The sequence below is a fragment of the Chloracidobacterium sp. genome, assembly GCA_025057975.1.
GTDB lineage: Bacteria > Acidobacteriota > Blastocatellia > Chloracidobacteriales > Chloracidobacteriaceae > Chloracidobacterium.
In genome coordinates, this window is sequence record JANWUV010000010.1 from 19,154 (window position 1) to 35,852 (window position 16,699).

The 16,699-nt window shown below is 60.9% G+C and carries 18 protein-coding genes and 1 other RNA gene; 8 read left to right on the forward strand and 11 right to left on the reverse strand.

Annotated elements, in window-relative coordinates; genetic code table 11:
• Positions 1-15 precede the first annotated feature (15 nt).
• Entirely contained in the window at positions 16-747 is a 732-nt protein-coding gene (locus NZ585_09950; protein ID MCS7080358.1) for a DUF969 domain-containing protein, read from the forward strand.
• Complete coding sequence (locus tag NZ585_09955) at positions 740-1,702, forward strand: DUF979 domain-containing protein (protein ID MCS7080359.1); 963 nt, start codon at positions 740-742, stop codon at positions 1,700-1,702. Before NZ585_09950 ends, NZ585_09955 begins: the two co-directional genes overlap by 8 nt.
• Here NZ585_09955 and NZ585_09960 read toward each other — a convergent pair.
• The 10 genes from NZ585_09960 to NZ585_10005 form a co-directional block, all read right to left on the reverse strand.
• Positions 1,680-2,654 carry a biotin-dependent carboxyltransferase family protein gene (locus tag NZ585_09960; protein ID MCS7080360.1) on the reverse strand — a complete coding sequence of 325 codons (975 nt, stop codon included), beginning with the start codon at positions 2,652-2,654 and terminating at the stop codon, positions 1,680-1,682. The genes NZ585_09955 and NZ585_09960 overlap by 23 nt on opposite strands.
• Before the next feature lie 68 nt (positions 2,655-2,722).
• Positions 2,723-3,412, reverse strand: a complete 690-nt coding sequence (gene ispD / locus NZ585_09965; GenBank protein MCS7080361.1) for a 2-C-methyl-D-erythritol 4-phosphate cytidylyltransferase — start codon at positions 3,410-3,412, stop codon at positions 2,723-2,725.
• Positions 3,409-4,755, reverse strand: a complete 1,347-nt coding sequence (locus NZ585_09970; protein MCS7080362.1) for a cytochrome P450 — start codon at positions 4,753-4,755, stop codon at positions 3,409-3,411. The genes ispD and NZ585_09970 overlap by 4 nt, the downstream gene beginning before the upstream one ends.
• A 158-nt stretch (positions 4,756-4,913) precedes the next feature.
• On the reverse strand, positions 4,914-5,732 hold the full coding sequence (locus NZ585_09975) for an FHA domain-containing protein (protein ID MCS7080363.1): 819 nt from the start codon (positions 5,730-5,732) through the stop codon (positions 4,914-4,916).
• Entirely contained in the window at positions 5,713-5,976 is a 264-nt protein-coding gene (gene xseB, locus NZ585_09980; protein MCS7080364.1) for an exodeoxyribonuclease VII small subunit, read from the reverse strand. Before xseB ends, NZ585_09975 begins: the two co-directional genes overlap by 20 nt.
• 6 nt (positions 5,977-5,982) lie before the next feature.
• On the reverse strand, positions 5,983-6,330 hold the full coding sequence (locus NZ585_09985) for a cytochrome c (GenBank protein ID MCS7080365.1): 348 nt from the start codon (positions 6,328-6,330) through the stop codon (positions 5,983-5,985).
• A gap of 78 nt (positions 6,331-6,408) precedes the next feature.
• The gene (locus NZ585_09990; protein MCS7080366.1) at positions 6,409-6,912 is read right to left on the reverse strand and encodes a ferritin-like domain-containing protein; all 504 of its coding nucleotides are present in this window, start codon (positions 6,910-6,912) and stop codon (positions 6,409-6,411) included.
• Positions 6,913-7,305: 393 nt separating this feature from the next.
• Positions 7,306-8,205, reverse strand: a complete 900-nt coding sequence (locus tag NZ585_09995; protein MCS7080367.1) for a histone deacetylase — start codon at positions 8,203-8,205, stop codon at positions 7,306-7,308.
• Between the two features lie 32 nt (positions 8,206-8,237).
• Positions 8,238-8,807, reverse strand: coding sequence for a transcriptional repressor (locus NZ585_10000; protein MCS7080368.1), 570 nt, complete (start codon positions 8,805-8,807; stop codon positions 8,238-8,240).
• A 67-nt stretch (positions 8,808-8,874) separates the two neighbouring features.
• Positions 8,875-10,215: a M48 family metallopeptidase gene (locus NZ585_10005; GenBank protein MCS7080369.1), complete on the reverse strand. Its 1,341-nt coding sequence runs from the start codon at positions 10,213-10,215 to the stop codon at positions 8,875-8,877.
• Positions 10,216-10,498: 283 nt separating this feature from the next.
• Between NZ585_10005 and NZ585_10010 the strand changes: the two genes are divergently transcribed.
• Together NZ585_10010 and NZ585_10015 are read left to right on the forward strand one after the other, a co-directional pair.
• Entirely contained in the window at positions 10,499-12,124 is a 1,626-nt protein-coding gene (locus NZ585_10010; GenBank protein ID MCS7080370.1) for a long-chain fatty acid--CoA ligase, read from the forward strand.
• Complete coding sequence (locus tag NZ585_10015) at positions 12,121-12,777, forward strand: hypothetical protein (GenBank protein MCS7080371.1); 657 nt, start codon at positions 12,121-12,123, stop codon at positions 12,775-12,777. The genes NZ585_10010 and NZ585_10015 overlap by 4 nt, the downstream gene beginning before the upstream one ends.
• Positions 12,778-12,816: 39 nt before the next feature.
• On the opposite strand, the gene NZ585_10020 is transcribed toward NZ585_10015, so the two are convergent.
• A complete protein-coding gene (locus NZ585_10020) occupies positions 12,817-13,368 on the reverse strand; it encodes a hypothetical protein (GenBank protein ID MCS7080372.1) in 552 nt (183 codons plus the stop codon).
• A gap of 218 nt (positions 13,369-13,586) precedes the next feature.
• On the opposite strand from NZ585_10020, the gene ffs reads away from it, so the two are divergent.
• From ffs to NZ585_10040, 4 genes are all read left to right on the forward strand, one after another.
• An RNA gene (ffs, locus tag NZ585_10025) (signal recognition particle sRNA small type) lies at positions 13,587-13,684 on the forward strand.
• A gap of 79 nt (positions 13,685-13,763) precedes the next feature.
• On the forward strand, positions 13,764-15,101 hold the full coding sequence (gene eno, locus NZ585_10030) for a phosphopyruvate hydratase (protein ID MCS7080373.1): 1,338 nt from the start codon (positions 13,764-13,766) through the stop codon (positions 15,099-15,101).
• A 14-nt stretch (positions 15,102-15,115) separates the two neighbouring features.
• The gene (locus NZ585_10035) at positions 15,116-15,793 is read left to right on the forward strand and encodes a phosphatidylserine decarboxylase (GenBank protein ID MCS7080374.1); all 678 of its coding nucleotides are present in this window, start codon (positions 15,116-15,118) and stop codon (positions 15,791-15,793) included.
• On the forward strand, positions 15,790-16,698 hold the full coding sequence (locus NZ585_10040) for a phosphatidylcholine/phosphatidylserine synthase (protein ID MCS7080375.1): 909 nt from the start codon (positions 15,790-15,792) through the stop codon (positions 16,696-16,698). Before NZ585_10035 ends, NZ585_10040 begins: the two co-directional genes overlap by 4 nt.
• Position 16,699 lies beyond the last annotated feature (1 nt).

The following is a 16,699-nucleotide window of genomic DNA, read 5'->3' on the forward strand; positions in this document are numbered from 1 at the left end:
GAGGTAAGCGACCCCATGGGCGCATGGTGGGATTGGCCTGCTTGGAAACTGTTGGGTGTCGTCGTCTTGGGGGTCGGTCTGGCGCAACGCCGACCGACCGGCCCCGTCGTCCTCGTCGCCGGACTCGTCACGGCTGGACTCGCAGGTCTGCCGCTGGTCGGCGGCGGTGCGCGGCCCGGCATCCTCGACACGCTCGGCAAAGCCTTCGTTGAAAACCGCGTCATTACGCTCTACCTGCTCACCTTGCCCGCCATTGGTCTCGCCGAACGGATGGGGCTGCACACCGTCATGGCGCGGATGATGGGACGGCTGACCGGCGTTTCGCTGTCGTGGATTTTGGTCGGCTTCCAAGCAACGCGCGTCGCCATGGGCGCGTTGGGTCTGCGGTTGCAAGGCCACGTTGCCTTTGGTCGGCCAATTGTCGCGCCGATGGCGGCGGCGGCGCTGCCGCAACCATCCCCGGCGCACGAAGCCGACGCCAAGGCTGCAGTCGCGGCGGCTGAAAACTATGGCAACTTTTTCGGCCAGAACCTGTTCCCGGCTTCCGCCGGCTGCCTGCTTGTCGCAGGCGTCATGAAAGGCGCAGGCTATCCGGTGGATGTCGTGAAGCTGTCGCTCTGCGCCATCCCCATCGTGATGGTGTCGCTTGGGCTGGCGGCCGTACAGTTCATCCGGCTCGAACACCGACTCCGGCGCGCAAGCGCCCGGCCGACCGAGCAGCAGGCCGGAGATGTACGCCATGGCTGAGGGGGCGTCGCTCGTCGCCCGCGTCGTCGCCCATCCGGCGACGCTGGAAGTCGCCTTTGTGTTGATTAGCGCGTTGCTGTGGGGGTACGCCGTTCAGGTCGTCCGTGACCGGCGGCGTGCAAGGCGTTGGTTGGCAGCAATGTACTGGTTTTTGCTCGGTCTGCTGTTCGGCTTCGGCGCTTGGCTGCCCCACTGGCTTGCCGGATTGTGCGTCGTGGCGTTGGTTGGGATTGAAGCGGCGGGCGGCGTCCGCATGCAGGCGACGCCCACGCCGTCCGGCGACCCGGCCGCGCCGGGCTTCCGTGCTCTGTGGCCTGTGCTGACCATTCCGGCCGTCACCTTCGCCGTCGCCGGTCTTGCGGCGCTCTCCGGCGGTGATGTCGGACGCGGCGCCGTCGTCGGGCTGGCGGTCGGCGGCGTTGTGGCGGCCGGCGTGGCGCTGGCGGCGGGCGACTTTTCAGGACAAACCGCCCTTGACGCCGGTCGCCGCCTGACCGAGGACATCGGCCCGCTGCACCTGTTGCCCCAACTGCTGGCGTCGCTGGGTCTGCTGTTTACGGCCGCAGGCGTGGGCAACCTGCTTGCGGACGTTGTCGGAGGCGTTGTCCCACGCGGTAGCGCGCTGGGCGCCGCCGCCGCGTACTTCCTCAGCATGACGCTGTTTACGGCGCTCGTCGGCAATTCCTTCGCCGCCTTTTCCGTCATCACGACCGGCGTCGGCGTCCCGCTGGTTATTGCGCCCTTTGGGCTTGATCCCGCATTTGTCGCCATGTTGGGACTGACGGCTGGGAGTTGCGGAACGCTCTGCACCCCAATGGCGGCCAACTTTAACTTGCTCCCGGTCGGGCTGTACGGCCTTGCCGACAACTACGCCGTCATTCGTTTACAGTGGCGATTGGCGGCCGTACTGTGGGCGGCGCACATCGTCGTTTTCAGTCTCTTTGTGTTGTCTTAGTAAGAGCTACGGCAGCGGTTAGTTTTGCGAGTCCTCGCCGGAGCGCCGTTGCGGCACGCTCGGCCTCCGCGATGGTTGTCGGTTGAAAGTGAACCGTCGCGCCAAGCGGACGCTGCACAAAATCCGGTAGGTCAGCGGCGATGACAAAGGCTGCGCGCGGATAGCCGCCGACAGTGTGCGCGTCCGCCAACAGCACTGTCGGGCGACCGTCGGGCGGAAGCTGAATGACGCCGCAGGCGACAGCCGACGAGACAAGTTCCAGCGGTTCAGCTAAGCGCAGCCGCGCGCCTTCCAGTCGAGTCGCCATGCGGTTGGAAGCTGCGCCGACCGTGAATGCTTCCGTGAAAAAACGCGCTCGGTCGTCCGGCGCAAGACGGTTGAATTCCGGCCCCGGTACGACGCGAATCGGACGCACAACGCCCCGCGCGTACGCTGGCAACGCCGTTGGAGCCAACGCTGCATCGTCGGTCAGCGCCGGGAGGCAAGGCGGCAGCGGCAGCACATCGCCGGCCCGAAGCGGACGGCCAAGCAGGCCGTCCAGCCCGGCAAAGGGCGTCATAGCGGCGCTGCCGAACCAGCGTGGCGTCGCCAACCCACCGCCCGCAAAGGCCAGATACGCCCAACGACCATAGCGTGGTTTACCGAAGCTGAGTTGTTGCCCTGACCGCACACGATGCCGTCGCCAGTTGGCCAGTGGGCGTCCATCCAGCGTCGGGCTGAAATCCGCGCCGCCGAGGGCAATGAACGTCTCTTGTGCGAACCGCAGACGCGGAGCAGGGAAATGGATTTCCAGCACTGGCGACTCCGGTGCGTTGCCCACCAGAAGGTTGGCGATGGCCGCCGCCGGGTAATCCAGAACGCCGCCCGGCGCGACACCCAAACGACGTAAGCCGGGGCGTCCGGCGTCCTGAACGGAGGCATATAATCCGGCTTCCAAAACGTAAATCCCCACAGAACTGACAGCGGAGCTGTTAAGTCTGCGCAATGCCCACACCGTTTTTGTTGGCGGCTGCGTCAACCTCAAGCTTGCCGCCGCTGCCGCCAAAGGAAGTCGGCCAGCGGCAGGTCGTCCGGGTGCGTAATTTTCAAGTTCCAGCGTGGTCCTGGCACAATCCGCACTGGTACGCCCAGCCGCTCAACCAGCATCGCGTCATCGGTCGCTTGAAATCCCTCTGCTGCGGCGCGCGCATGGGCTTCCCGCAACAGTTCTGCCTCGAACGCCTGCGGCGTCTGGACAGCGTAGAGCGTCAGGCGCGGTGGAGTTTCATAAGCCAGCCCATCCCGAACGATTTTGATGGTATCAGTCGCCGGATATCCGACAACGGCGGCTCGGTCGGCGCGGGCGGCGGCAATGGTCGCCGTTACTAAAGCGGTCGTCGCAAAGGGGCGCACCGCGTCGTGGACAACAACAACCGTAGCAGTAGTTGATACAGCAGCCAGCGCCAGCCGAACCGAATCTTGCCGCTCCGCGCCGCCCGTCACCGCAGTGATTGGCTTTTCGACGGGGAATTGCATCAGAAGCGCGTCAAAATCGGCGCGCGCTGCACCGGGCAACGCGACCACGATGTCGCTAATGTCGGGACATGCCGCCAACTGACGCAAGGTGTGAATAATGATGGGGCAGCCGGCGAGTTCAAGAAACTGTTTCGGCCGGTCAGCCCTAAAGCGCGTCCCGACGCCGCCGGCCGGAACAATCGCCACAGCCGTCATGCGCGGGCTTCAACAAGCATCGGCATTCCGTACTTGGGCCGCAGCGTAATGAGCGGCTCGGGTACGACACGCGCGCCCGGTACCAGCCGCAACCGCCACTTCTGCGCTATTGTCGCCAAAATCAGAACGCCTTCCATCCATGCAAAACCCTCGCCAATACAGGCACGCGGGCCGCCGCCAAACGGGAAGTAGGCGAACTTCGGCCGTTTTTCCTTTTCCTCTGGCGTCCAGCGTTCGGGGATGAATCGCTCCGGCGCAGGATAAAAATCTGAGCGCCGGTGGACGACATACGGACTCATCAACACCAACGCCCGCGCCGGCAGCCGGTAGTTACCGATCGAGAACGCCTCCAGCGCGCGCCGTCCGAAGACCCACGCCGGTGGGTACAGGCGCATACTTTCAGCGAAAACCATTTCCGTGTACTTGAGCTTGCCGTAGTCGGCTGCGGTCGGCAGCCGGTCGCCGAGTACGGCGTCAACCTCCGCGTGCATTTTAGCTTCGGCTTCCGGGTGCTGCGACAGCAAGTACCATGTCCAGGTCAGGGCGTTGGCGGTGGTTTCGTGGCCGGCCAGAAAGATGGTCATTACTTCATCCCGAAGTTGCTCATCCGTCATCCCCGTGCCGTCGCCTTCTTCATCCTGTGCAATGAGTAGCATCGAAAGTAAGTCGCCGCGATCCTCGTTTGAGCGGCGGCGCTCGGCGATGATGCGGTAAACCGTTTCATCCAGCCGCGCCCGCGCCGCACGGAAGCGATAGTTGAACGGCAGCGGCAGCTTCTCAATCAGCTCAAAGAACGGCAATGTCATTACAGCGGAAAACAACTCAATGGTCGTCGTCAGCGCTGCGCCGATTTCATCCGTTTCGCTTTTCACTTCGGCGTCGAAGAGCGTTTTGGCGACGACCCGCAGCGTCAGGCGCATCATTTCCTTGGCGATGTCATGCTGTTCGCCAGGATGCCACTCATCGCGCATTTCAGCGGCGTACTGCGCCATGACGCGCGCGTACGTGGCGATGCGTTCGCGGTGAAAAGCCGGTTGCGACAACCGGCGCTGCCGTTTATGGAACTCACCCTCGCTGGTGAGCAGGCCGTTACCGAGAAACTTGCGCGCCCGCTGTAAGCCGCGTCCCTTGATGAAGTTCTTGTGATTGGTGACCAGAATTTCCCGAATGTAGTCGGGGTTGCTCACCATAAACACCCGCTCGCTGCCGAGGTGAAACTGAACGACATCGCCATAGCGACGGTACATCCCTTGCAGCAGGCGGAGGGCGTCGGTCCGAAAGCGATAGATGTTCGCGCCCGGCAGAGTGCGCGCTGCACGCGGAGCTTCAAGTTGGGCGATCATGGCAGAGCGTCCTCAATCCATCGGGTTGAAGAAACAGTCAAACCTGGCGTCGCAATGGCGCGGCGGCACTTGCCGCGTAAGCCCGACGCCGTTGATTTTATCAGTGCAGTTTTAGCGCTTGGTGCGGCAGCGATGCAATCAAGAATGTGAACAGAAGTTCAGTTTTTGCCGGGTGGCGGCGTCCACCGCTTGCCCGTCCGGCGGACGATGAGCCGCGCCAGCTCAATGCCGCCGACGTAGCTGGTTGGCCTGAAGGTGACAGTCTGTCGCCGTCCAACCACGGTGTAGTCGGCGCGGCGACCATCCGCGCCCTGTAAGTTGACATATAGGTGCGTTACCTCCGACCACGGTAACGTCACTTGCCGCCACAAACCTTGATATTCCAAGTGAAGCGGCGTGATGGTGATATTAACGCGCGTCAGTCCCCAACCAAGTAGGAGCGCCAGCAGCCCAACTGGGATCAGCAGGACAGCGGCGACCACGCTGTCCAACCACAGAGGTAGGAGTAGGCATAGGCCGCCAGCTGCGTAAGCCGGAAAACGCCACGCTGAACGCAGTGGAAACTCACAAACGCCTAGATAGTATGTCTCGCCCCCAACATTGCCGATCCATCGCTCAGTAGGGAGGTCAAAAGTCACGCGCAGGCGCGGGCCGCCAGGCCCAAACTCGATGTCGTCGCCGCTGGTGAGTGCCGCCCGCGTGATGGGACGGCCGTTGAGGCGCGTGCCGTTGGTGCTGCCTAAGTCTTCAATCCAGAAAGTTTGCCCGTCAAATACCAGTTGGGCGTGGCGACCTGAGGCCTTTGTATCGTTGGGGTCTAGTTGAACCTCACACCGGTGGGAGCGCCCGATAAGGGCAGGGAAGCGGTGGATAAGCTGTCGCCGTCCAGCCAACGCGCCGTGGAGATGCGTCACCGTTAGTGTGGCGGAAGCGGTTTCCGGAGCGGGAACGGGCGGTTCATTTGTCGTCGGCGTCATCGGCGGCGGGTGTGAAAGGGGCGATGACAAAGTCGCCGTCCGCTGATTTGAGGATGGTTTCAATCCGCTGCTCGGCGGCGGTCAGACGCTCTCGACATAATCGGGCCAGCATCATACCGCGCTCGAAGAGATCAAGCGAGGTCTCCAGTGGAAGTTGGCCGTCTTCCATCTGTTGGACAATCTGTTCAAGCTCTGCGAGCGCGGCTTCATAGCTGGGCGGTTCATTAGCTTTTTTAGCGGGCATACAGCGTCACAGCGTACGCAGGTAGGCAATCAAATCATTGAGTTCCTGAGTAGTGTATTTGCTCCCGAACCCCGGCATACCGCCGCCGCCTTTCTGAATCTGCGACCGAACGACAGCAACGGAAACCGGTCGGCCGGTGGCAGGCATTTTCTTCTCTCTAAAGAGACCTTTCAAACCGGGGCCGATGTTTTCAGCTTTGCTTGTAGCGCTGTGACAGGGGGCGCAGGTCTGGGCGAACAGTTCCCTACCTTTGGCGGCGTCACCGACGGTTTTGCCTTTTTGGGCAGCCGGCGCAACCCAACTTGCGGCCAGCGCGCCGACAAGCGTAGCAGTGAGTACGATGCGTTTGACCATGGCGGTGCGCTCCTAATGAGGAAAAACCCCTGCCGCTCGCAGTGAGGACAGGGGCTGAAGTTCAACACCAACAAGACTTTACTTGACAACCGGACCTTGAAGTAGTGGGTCCTTCTTGAGGACGAAGCGCAACAGAGCCGCATGCTGAGCTTCCGCCGCGCCAATGCCCGCTAGTACCGGAATGAGGTCTTTTTCCGAGAAGGAGGTCAAAACGCCAATATAAGCACCGGCCGCCTGCTCCTCTAGCGTCAGCGCAAACTCAAGAATGTCGGTCGCCGACTTGATATTCGGCAAGGCCTTGGCAATAGCCTCATATTCTTTCGGGTCCTTCTTCGGCTCGACAGGCGTACCGCCAAACTTCTTGATAACGCTGATGAGAGAGTCGCGGTGCTGTTCATGATGACTGAGGAACAGCTTGGCTGCAGCTAGTGCTGTGCCATCCAACAAGCCAGTGCTAGCGCCAACGCCGTAAGCAGCAATAGCTTGATGTTCGAGGTTGAGGGCAACGTTGGCGATCTTAATGTCGCCGGCCTTGTCGGCGCCAAAAGCTGCGGAAGGCGTTAGCAGCGGGCCGCCCAACATTGTGAAGGCGCTCACGCTCAAGCCAACCACGCCGGCTCTGAGGGCTGCGCGGCGACCTCGTTGAATCAGTTCACCAACTTCAAGGTATTTGTTAGTCAGGTCGCGTTCCTTCATTACATCCTCCAAATGTGAACAAAAACCGTCCTTGATAAGGGGGACAAACAGATGCCCACCGAACCTTGTTGTGCGGGGGCAGCAATCACCGTTGACTAAAACCACGCTCCAGACAGGCTGCTTCCACGTCTGAAAACGTTTGCCCGGAGCAAGCTAGTGCGGGGTTTATTGTATGGGGCGCTAAGATGCAAGGGGTTTTGAGTATGAAGGTTTTTTCATCTTATGGTGCAGGCAAGGGCAAACTTTTAGAAACACCGACGCTACCTAGACCGCGCGCCGTCAACCGAATACTTCCCGCGCAGCGCGGTAGGTGTTGCAGTGCGCCATAACCGTATCCTCGCGATCGCGCGCATAGCCGCCGGAAAGCGTAATGGTGACAGGAATACCGGCCTGACGGCAGGCGCGTAAGACAAACTCATCCCGCCGCATCAGCCCTTCTAATGAAAGCGCCAAGCGCCCAAAGCGGTCGTGAACGTACGGGTCAACCCCTGCCAGATAAAACACGAGGTCTGGGCGAAACTCTTTCAGCACGCGAGGGACGTACTCACGCAGCAGGTCGAGGTACGGGCCGTCGGTCATGCCGTCGGGAAGTTCAAGGTCGAGCGAACTCGGCGGCTTGCGCAGCGGATAGTTGTTTTTGCCGTGCATTGAAAACGTAAACACATCCGACTCGCCGGCGAAAATGACCGCGTTGGCGTTTCCCTGATGAACATCGCAGTCAATCAGCGCCACGCGCCCAACATCACCGTCCCGCTGCAGAACCCGTACCGCCACGGCGATGTCGTTGAGGACGCAAAAACCCTCGCCGTGGTCGGGAAAGGCGTGATGCGTACCGCCCGCAAGGTTGCCGGCGACGCCATCCGCCAAAGCATGGCGCGCAGCGTTGAGCGTACCTTGCGTTGCTAGCCGCGACCGCAGTACCAACGCTTCCGACCAGGGCAAGCCTAGCCGCCGGAGTTCGCGCGGCGTCAGGCGTCCGGTGACGAGGCGCGTCCAGTAATCACGGGTGTGCGCCAGCAAAATGTCCTCGTCGCGCGCTGGCGTCGGCACCACTACGTCTTCCGGCGCAAGAACACGGTCGCCGATCAGTCGCTCATATACAAGTGGAAACTTGCGCATCGGGAACACATGCGCGTCGCCGATGTCCACAAAGTAGCCTGGTGCGTAGGAAACAAACATGCCGCGCGCCAATCCACCGCCGCAGCCTAACGCTACGGCCGGCCTGGTTCTCCTTCAGAAATCGCGCCGGGGCGCTTACGGCAATAGGGGGGATAGTCGTCGCTGTTGGTGTAGTAGGCCCGGCACATCCCAAACACTCGGTGACTGTGATCGGAAATCACAAAACCATACTGTTTGGCGATTTCCTCTTGAAGACGCTCAATTTCCGGGCTGAAAAACTCAATGAGCGCGTCGCATTCGGTGCAAATGAGATGATCGTGATGGTCGTGCTTGTACTCGTGTTCATACCGCGCACGCCCATCGTTGAAGTTGACTTCCCGAGCGAGCTTGGCTTCGACCAGCAGGCGCAGCGTACGGTAGACCGTCGTGAACCCTACGGTTTTATCGCGCTTTTTGACCAAGTCGTAAAGTTCTTCAACGCTGAGGTGCGCCTCGGTTTCAAGAAAGGTGCGCAGAATCAGGTCCCGCTGGGCCGTCCGCTTGAGACGGTGCTTGGCTAGGTGACGGTGGAAGACCTCAAACTCTTCACGAAAAGCGTCAGGCGGCGACGGCCCTTCCGACGCCGGGGGCAACGTCGCCAATGTCCGGTAATGCTCCGGCATATCTCAAGACCTGCTTCCCTCCGAAGATACCCCAGAACCCAAGAGGGCGCGTCGTCGCTACAAGCTGCTACTGCACGCCAAGATAGCGGAAGCCGCGCCCAGTCCATTCCCAAACATACTGGTCATGGTGGCGACTGACCACCACTGCTTGCGCCCGCCGCCCGCGCGCAACCGGGATAATGCCGACCGCCGACACATCGTCTGGGCGCAGCGGCAACACCGGCGTCAAACGTCCACGGTCTTCAAACTGAAGTTGGTAGACGCGACCGCTGATGTCCGCCACTGCGCCGACGCGCCCGTTCTGCTCATAAACAATCACCGTATCGTTGCCAGCCGTCCCGCCCAGCAGGTCACCGCGTATGGCGCGCAACGGCGTTGCGTTGTCCAATCGGGCGCGGGCGAAGATTTCCTCAGCGTCGTCATAAGTCACCTCGGTACCGCGCGGCGCCGTCGGGTCGGTCGCTGTATCGTCCGGCAGGTTGGCGGTTTCGTCATCCGCCGTCGGCGGCAACGCCCGACCCGTCACCCCCAGCCGGCGCTGAATGTTGACGAACTCCTGCGTTGTGCGCGTCCCACGGCGGTCAGAACCGGGCAGGTGCTGAAGAATCTCCCGCTGCGTGTTCTGCAGTCGCTCGGCCGGCGGCGGGTGCGAAGCGAAGATTTTATCGAAGACGCCGGGATTGCGCTGCATCAGCGATCCCAGCAGGCGGAACATGTTGCTCATTTCGTCGGTGTTGTAACCGGCGTCGTACAGTTCATAGAGGCCTAGAAAATCGGCTTCCCGTTCCTGATCGCGCGACCGTTTGAACATCATCCCGTTGGCGACCAGAGCAACTCCCAGTTGGGCGAGCGATCCGGCCGTCCCGTTGCCCAAGATCGCTCCAGCAATGCCAATCAACAGTCCAGTCGTCTGCGCCCGGCGCAGGGTTGCGCTCAGGTGATAACCGACGTTGTGGCCGACTTCATGCGCGAGGACGGCGGCGACTTGCCCCTCTGTGGTCGCCCGCTTGAGCAACCCCGTGTGAATGTAGATGCGTCCGCCGCCGGGCGTAAAGGCGTTGATCTGGTCGTTTTCGACGACATAGAACTGGTACGGCAGGTTGGGACGGCCGGAGACTTCGGCCACGCGCCGGCCAACCCGATTGACGTACTCCACAATCACCGGGTCACTGACGAAGCGGTATTGCTTGGCGATTTCGCGGTGTGCTAGCTCGACGAAGGCGAGCTCCTCTTCCAGCGGCAGTGCGCCGCGCGAGCGCGCGCGATCATCTAGCCGGCGAAACTTATCGTAGGGGTTTGGCCCTGACGGGCGTGTGCGGTCGTTGCCCCAGACCGGCGGGGCGACCGGACCAGTCGCTAGGAGGGCGGCTATCAAACCCGCCATGATGCCCGCTATGATGCGCGTCATCCGGGAGCGCCCGGCGCATGATGCGCGCTCCAGACTTGCGTGCTTCAGCTTCAAATCGCTTTGCTCCATGCGTATGATTACCCTTCGGATGACTTGACCCAACCTACGCCAAGTCAGATGTCCCTGCCCCAAACCTGCTTAGGGGCGTCACAAAGGTTACGGCGCTGACCTTTGTGATGAGTCATAACTCAACGCCGCTGCCTGTCCGTTCGCCGACGCGCTGCGCCGGAGCGGATGCAATTGTACTGCACTAACTTTGTCACGCAAGGAGAGGAACGCCGCTATGCTACACGGTCTGATGATGGATTATCCGCTGACGATGACGCACTTTCTTGAACGCGCGCGGCGGTACCACCATGACGTTGAAATCGTCACCAAACAACCGGACGGCTCGCTGCACCGATACACCTACGGCGACGCCTACCGGCGTATTTGTCGGCTGGCGAACGCGCTGACCAAGCTGGGCGTACAGCCGGGCGACCGCATTGGTTCGCTGGCGTGGAACCACTACCAACACTTGGAGCTGTACTTTGCCGTACCCTGCTACGGCGCGGTTATGCACACGCTCAACCTGCGGCTGTCGGCGGAACAGTTGGCTTATGTCATCAACCACGCCGAAGACCGCTTCATTTTTGTTGACGCCAGTCTAACGCCGCTGCTGGAAGCCATCCAGTCGCAGCTGAAGAGTGTTGAGCGCTACATCATCATCAACGCGCCATCGAATTTTCAGACGGCGCTGCCGAACGTCCTGCACTACGAAGACCTCCTGCGGGATGAGCCGGAGACGTTCACCTTTCCGCGGCTTGACGAACGCGCGGCGGCGGGGTTGTGCTACACCAGCGGGACGACCGGCAATCCCAAGGGCGTGCTTTACAGCCATCGGTCGCAGTTCATCCATACGATTGCCGCCGGCGCTGGCGATGCGCTGTCGCTTTCCAGCACCGATACGGTCATCGCCGTCGTGCCGATGTTCCACGCCAACGCTTGGGCATTGCCGTACTTGAGCGCTTCGCTCGGTTTCAAGCTGGTTCTGCCGGGGCCGCACCTCAAGCCGGAGATGCTGGCGCAGCTGATTCAGGACGAGAAAGTGACCGTGGCGGCCGGCGTCCCAACGCTCTGGATTGGGATGTACCAGGCCATCAAGGCACACGGGTTTGATGTTTCGAGCTTGCGGGCGTTAATTGTCGGCGGCGCGGCGTTTCCTAAAAACTGGATTGAAGCCTATGAGAAAGAATTCGGTATTCCGGTTGTCCACGCTTGGGGGATGACTGAAATGTCCCCGATGGGAACCTCGACCGGCACGCTTGTGGCACGGAAAGATCTCTCGCTTGACGAACGCATCGCCATCAAAACACATCAGGGCTATGCGCCGCCCGGCGTCGAAATGCGCATTGTCGGTGACGACGGTCGTGAAATGCCTTGGGACGGCCAGTCGGTTGGCGAAATTCAGGTGCGTGGGCCGTGGGTCATTGGCGCGTACTACAAAGACGATTCCGCCGCCACACAGTTTACCCCCGACGGCTGGTTTCGCACCGGCGATGTGGGGACGATTGATCCCAAGGGTCTGCTGACCATCACGGACCGCACGAAAGACCTCATCAAGAGCGGCGGCGAGTGGATTTCGAGTGTTATGCTTGAAAACCTCATCATGGCGCATCCGAAGGTGTTGGAGGCGGCGGTCATCGCCGTGCCGAATGAAAAGTGGAGCGAACGCCCGCTGGCGCTGGTTGTCCCGCGCAACTCTGACGACCGTCCGACGCCGGAGGAACTGCGCGACTTGGTCGCGGCGCACTGTGCGAAGTTCTGGATTCCTGACGAATTCCGCTTCATCGAGAGCATTCCTAAAACTTCCGTCGGCAAGTTTGACAAGAAGGCGCTGCGTCAAATGTACGCCGAAGGCAAACTGTGAACCTGCGACGGTATAGACAGCTTGTTGGGCTGGTTTTGAGTCTGCTGTTTGGATGTAGCCTGCGGCTCAGCGCGGCCGGCGCGCCGCAAGGGGAGTCTTTCCGTTATGAGTTTGAGCAACCGAACTTTCTCGTCACGCGCATGACAGTTGTGCTGGATGCGGCGGGGCGCGGGACGCTGGAGTACGTCGAGAAGGACGCGCTGGAACCAACGCGCGCGCCAGTCGCCTTGCGCCCGGAGTCGCTAGCGCGGCTGCAACAACTTGCCGTCAAGGTTGCGGCGCTGCGCCCAGAGCCACCGTCGGAAAAACACGCCAACCTTGGTTTGAGTAAGTTGACACTGGTCGTTGACGGCAAGCCGGTTTCCGTGACCTTTACCTACACCCGGCAACCGGCCGTCCTCGAATTGGGTCGCTTTTTTCGCGGACTGGTTACACAGCACCAGCGGGTTAGTCAGATTGAAACGGCGCGGCGGTATCAACCGCTTGACATGCCAAAGTTGTTGAGCGCCTTAGAAGCCGACCTCAACGCACAACGCCTCGCTGAACCGGCGGCGCTATCCGACCTTTTGGCGAGCCTCGCCAACGACCTACGGCTGTCACTCATTGCACGCAATCAAGCGCGGCGGCTTTACGCGCGCGTCAATGGGAAGTGACCACTGATGTCCGAAGCTGTTGTTCAAGCCCGTGGGCGCTCAGGGCCGCCGCGCCTTGCCGTTGCGCCGGGCTTCCTCAAGCAACGTGAGGATTTCCTGCTTGACTTCGGCGAATGGCCGTGGCCGCCCTAGCGGCGCGTCAGGGCGACGCGGCTCAGCGGCCGCAGGAGGTGTCCCAGGGTCGCCGGTGCGGCCGCGCCAGTCCTCAACTGTATCGTTGGTCATCAGGAACTGGCCGTACTGCCAATTGACGGTGTGAAACAAGGTTTGGTCGCGCGCCAGAAAGACCAGCATTTCCTGCTGGGGCGTGTAGACATCGCGGGCGCAGTAGGTCGTACTCATCGCCCAGACGCGCACTTCCCGCCAGCGTGGGTCGCCGTAGATGACTTCAAGGATTTCAAGCACCGCAAGCTGGCCGTACATCGGGTTGCGGATGCTTTTGGTGGAACGAACTCGGACGCGCGCAATCAAATCCGCGCTCAAGGTCAGTTCACGCACGTCCATCACGCGCATGTTGCACTGAGCAAAGGTCGAACCAGCAAGCAGGGAAAAGAACAGGAAAAACGTAAGGCAATAACTTGGTGGGCGCATGGACGTGGGACAGAACAAAGTTAGTTCACGGCGTCGAGCATAAGCGAGGCATTGTAATCAAAACTCATGGCTTGGAAAGCCCGCGTCGGCCTGTCCGCCGAAAGGTGTAACGCAGGGACGGCGTACTCGTGCCATTTCTTTCTTCAGCAGCTGATTGACATCCGTGTTTTAGCTGCCTATAGTCGTTGGGCTTGTCACACGGCAAGCGCTGATCAGGCTTTCGGGTCCCGCGCGTCCAAGGGCTCATGAACCCCGCCAGGGTAGAAATACAGCAACGGTAGTGAGTTTGCGGAGTGTGCGGGGAAGCTCGAAAGCCTGGCTTCGTTTTGCGCGCTGTCGCCGTGCGACGCCCGCCGGCCATTTCTTCCCTAGGCAGCGCAGCGAGGGCTTTTGCCATGGCGCTCACCATTGAACGCATCCATGCCCGTGAAATCCTTGACTCACGCGGCAATCCTACGGTTGAAGCCGATGTTGTGTTGTCGAACGGCGTCGTCGGGACGGCGGCCGTGCCGTCGGGGGCGTCAACCGGTGAAAACGAGGCGCTTGAGCTGCGTGACGGCGACAAGCGGCGGTATCTCGGCAAGGGCGTCCAAAAGGCTGTCACCAACGTCAATACGATCATCGCTAAGCGGCTCGTAGGACGCGACCCCCTCGACCAACAGGGCATAGACCGTGAGATGCTCGCCTTAGACGGTACGCCCAATAAGCGGAAGTTGGGCGCGAACGCCCTGCTAGCTGTCTCACTGGCGACGGCGCGCGCCGCTGCCCAAGCTGTCGGGTTGCCGCTCTATCGCTACCTTGGCGGAACGCACGCCCGGACGCTGCCCGTGCCATTGATGAACATCCTCAACGGCGGAGCACATGCCGACAACAACGTGGATTTTCAGGAGTTTATGATTGCGCCCTGCGGCGCAGCGACCTTCGCCGAGGCGCTCCGTTGGGGCGCGGAGATTTTCCATACGCTCAAGGGTGTGCTGCGCAAACGCAACTACAACACTGCCGTCGGCGATGAGGGCGGTTTTGCACCCAACCTGCGTTCGAATGAGGAAGCAATCGAACTCGTATTGGAAGCCATTACGCAAGCCGGCTACAAGCCCGGCGTGCAGGTGGCCGTCGCGCTTGATCCGGCGGCCAGCGAGCTTTTTGAGAACGGCTATTACGTTTTCAAAAAATCCGACCAGTCGAAATATACGCCGGAGGCGATGGTTGAATACTGGGCCGGGTGGGTTGACAAGTACCCCATCATCTCGATTGAAGACGGTCTGGCGGAAAACGACTGGACAGGCTGGGCGCTCCTAACGAAAGCCCTTGGCGACAAGGTTCAATTGGTCGGCGATGACTTGTTTGTGACAAACGTCGCCTACCTGCGCAAGGGCATTGAGCAGCAGGTCGCCAACTCAATTCTCGTCAAGGTCAACCAGATTGGAACGCTGACCGAAACGATGGATACCGTTGAACTTGCCCGGACGCGCGGCTACACGGCGATTATTTCGCACCGGTCGGGCGAAACCGAAGACGCCTTCATCGCCGACTTGGCCGTAGCGCTCAACACGGGACAAATCAAGACTGGTTCGGCCAGCCGCAGCGACCGCATGGCGAAGTACAACCGTTTGCTGCGGATTGAAGAGCAACTTGGGGCAAACGCTTTCTATCCGGGCGTCGGCGCATTCTACAATGTGAAATTCGAGCCGCCGAAAACAACCGCCTCCCGAACGGCGCGTGGCGGCCGCTGACGTTCCGGCAGCCTATGGCTAAGGAAGCCTATCCATACTTAGTGTGGTGCGCCGCCGCCGCCGCCTTGTTGGCGTACACGGCTGGATGGTTTCCACCGCTATGGTGGCTGGTTGGGTTGGTCGGCGTGGCGGCGGCGTTCATCGCGTACTTTTTCCGCGACCCGGAGCGCGTCATTCCGGCGGAGGAGGATGTTGTGGTTGCGCCGGCTGACGGGTTGATTACGCGGCTGGCCCCGGTGAACCCAGAAGACCCGGCGTCGCCGTGGTTGGTGAGCATTTTCCTGTCGCCGCTGGATGTCCATATCAATCGTGCCCCGATCGCCGGCGTCATCCGGGAAACGCTACACCGTCCGGGAAGCTTCAAAAGCGCCCTGCGGGAAGATGCATCGCTCGTTAACGAGCAGTTGATTCTGACGCTGGAAGGCGAGCGCATTACGGTGACGCTCAAGCAGATCGCCGGTTTCATCGCCCGCCGGTGCGTCCTGTGGAAACGAGCCGGTGACCGCGTGGCGCGCGGCGAGCGAATCGGCCTCATCAAGTTCAGTTCGCGGACGGACTTGATTGTGCCGCCGGAAGTCGCTCTGTGCGTTCGGCAGGGTGAGCGCGTGGTTGGTGGGACGACCATTGTCGGCCGCATTCGACCGCCGGCTGAATGCATAAAGGTCCTGCGTTCAGATGAAGCCTACGTATGAACCGTGAAGCCGAAGCCAAGCACCGTCTTGCGCGTCGCCGCCTGCGCAAGGGCGTGTATGTCCTGCCGAGCTTCATTACCTGCATCAACATCTACATGGGCTTTTACGCCATCGTTGAGAGCCTGAAGGGGTACAAGTCCATCGCGCTCAACGAACCAGAAACCGCCGCCCGCCATTTTGACCTTGCGGCGCTGTGCATTGGTTGGTCGGTGTTGTGTGACTTTCTAGACGGCCGGATCGCGCGACTTGTGAATGCAACCAGCGAGTTCGGCGTCCAGCTTGACAGCTTGGCTGACGTACTCAGTTTTGGCGTCGCCCCAGCCGTCTTGCTCTACACGTGGGGTTTTTCAGGCGTTCCGGCCTTCCAGAAGCTGGCTTGGGGAGCGGCGTTTATTCATCTCATCTGCTGTGCGTTGCGGCTGGCACGATTCAACGTTCAGGCGATGAAACCACTTCCAGGTGACGCCGGCTCTAAAGCCCCCAAGCGTTTTTTCGTTGGGTTGCCGACACCGGCGGCGGCTGGCTTGCTAGCGGCGATTGTCCACTTTACACCACTGCCGGTGGTCTATCAGGAGACCTACTACCAAGTGTTTGGTTGGGAATTCGTCATGACGCCGGTTGGGTGGGCAATTGCCTTGTTTGCATTGGCGGTGACATTGGCGCTCCTTATGGTCAGTACGCTGCGCTTCAACAGCTTCAAGGATTTGGGCCCTTACACGCGCCACCCACAGGTAGCGCTGTTGTCACTAGGGCTGCTCATTTTTCTTGTGTATAACTACTCTGAGTGGACGCTGTTGACCTTGGCGATCCTCTACGTTGGTCAGGGGCTGGCCGGCAAGCTGGCTAGCCTTTTCCGCCGCAAGGCGGCGGTGGCTTCGGCGGAGACGGCGGAAACCCTTAACTAGT

Excerpts from the sequence above, each read along its gene's own strand:
- NZ585_09990 (MCS7080366.1), bottom strand. The coding sequence starts at position 6,912 with ATGTTGGGCGGCCCGCTGCTAACGCCTTCCGCAGCTTTTGGCGCCGAC.
- NZ585_09950 (MCS7080358.1), top strand. The coding sequence starts at position 16 with ATGGGCGCATGGTGGGATTGGCCTGCTTGGAAACTGTTGGGTGTCGTC.
- NZ585_09985 (MCS7080365.1), bottom strand. The coding sequence starts at position 6,330 with ATGGTCAAACGCATCGTACTCACTGCTACGCTTGTCGGCGCGCTGGCC.
- NZ585_09975 (MCS7080363.1), bottom strand. The coding sequence starts at position 5,732 with ATGACGCCGACGACAAATGAACCGCCCGTTCCCGCTCCGGAAACCGCT.
- NZ585_10020 (MCS7080372.1), bottom strand. The coding sequence starts at position 13,368 with ATGCGCCCACCAAGTTATTGCCTTACGTTTTTCCTGTTCTTTTCCCTG.
- NZ585_10040 (MCS7080375.1), top strand. The coding sequence starts at position 15,790 with ATGAACCGTGAAGCCGAAGCCAAGCACCGTCTTGCGCGTCGCCGCCTG.
- NZ585_10035 (MCS7080374.1), top strand. The coding sequence starts at position 15,116 with ATGGCTAAGGAAGCCTATCCATACTTAGTGTGGTGCGCCGCCGCCGCC.
- eno (MCS7080373.1), top strand. The coding sequence starts at position 13,764 with ATGGCGCTCACCATTGAACGCATCCATGCCCGTGAAATCCTTGACTCA.
- NZ585_10005 (MCS7080369.1), bottom strand. The coding sequence starts at position 10,215 with ATGACGCGCATCATAGCGGGCATCATGGCGGGTTTGATAGCCGCCCTC.
- xseB (MCS7080364.1), bottom strand. The coding sequence starts at position 5,976 with ATGCCCGCTAAAAAAGCTAATGAACCGCCCAGCTATGAAGCCGCGCTC.
- NZ585_09970 (MCS7080362.1), bottom strand. The coding sequence starts at position 4,755 with ATGATCGCCCAACTTGAAGCTCCGCGTGCAGCGCGCACTCTGCCGGGC.
- NZ585_09955 (MCS7080359.1), top strand. The coding sequence starts at position 740 with ATGGCTGAGGGGGCGTCGCTCGTCGCCCGCGTCGTCGCCCATCCGGCG.
- NZ585_09995 (MCS7080367.1), bottom strand. The coding sequence starts at position 8,205 with ATGTTTGTTTCCTACGCACCAGGCTACTTTGTGGACATCGGCGACGCG.
- ispD (MCS7080361.1), bottom strand. The coding sequence starts at position 3,412 with ATGACGGCTGTGGCGATTGTTCCGGCCGGCGGCGTCGGGACGCGCTTT.
- NZ585_10010 (MCS7080370.1), top strand. The coding sequence starts at position 10,499 with ATGCTACACGGTCTGATGATGGATTATCCGCTGACGATGACGCACTTT.
- NZ585_10000 (MCS7080368.1), bottom strand. The coding sequence starts at position 8,807 with ATGCCGGAGCATTACCGGACATTGGCGACGTTGCCCCCGGCGTCGGAA.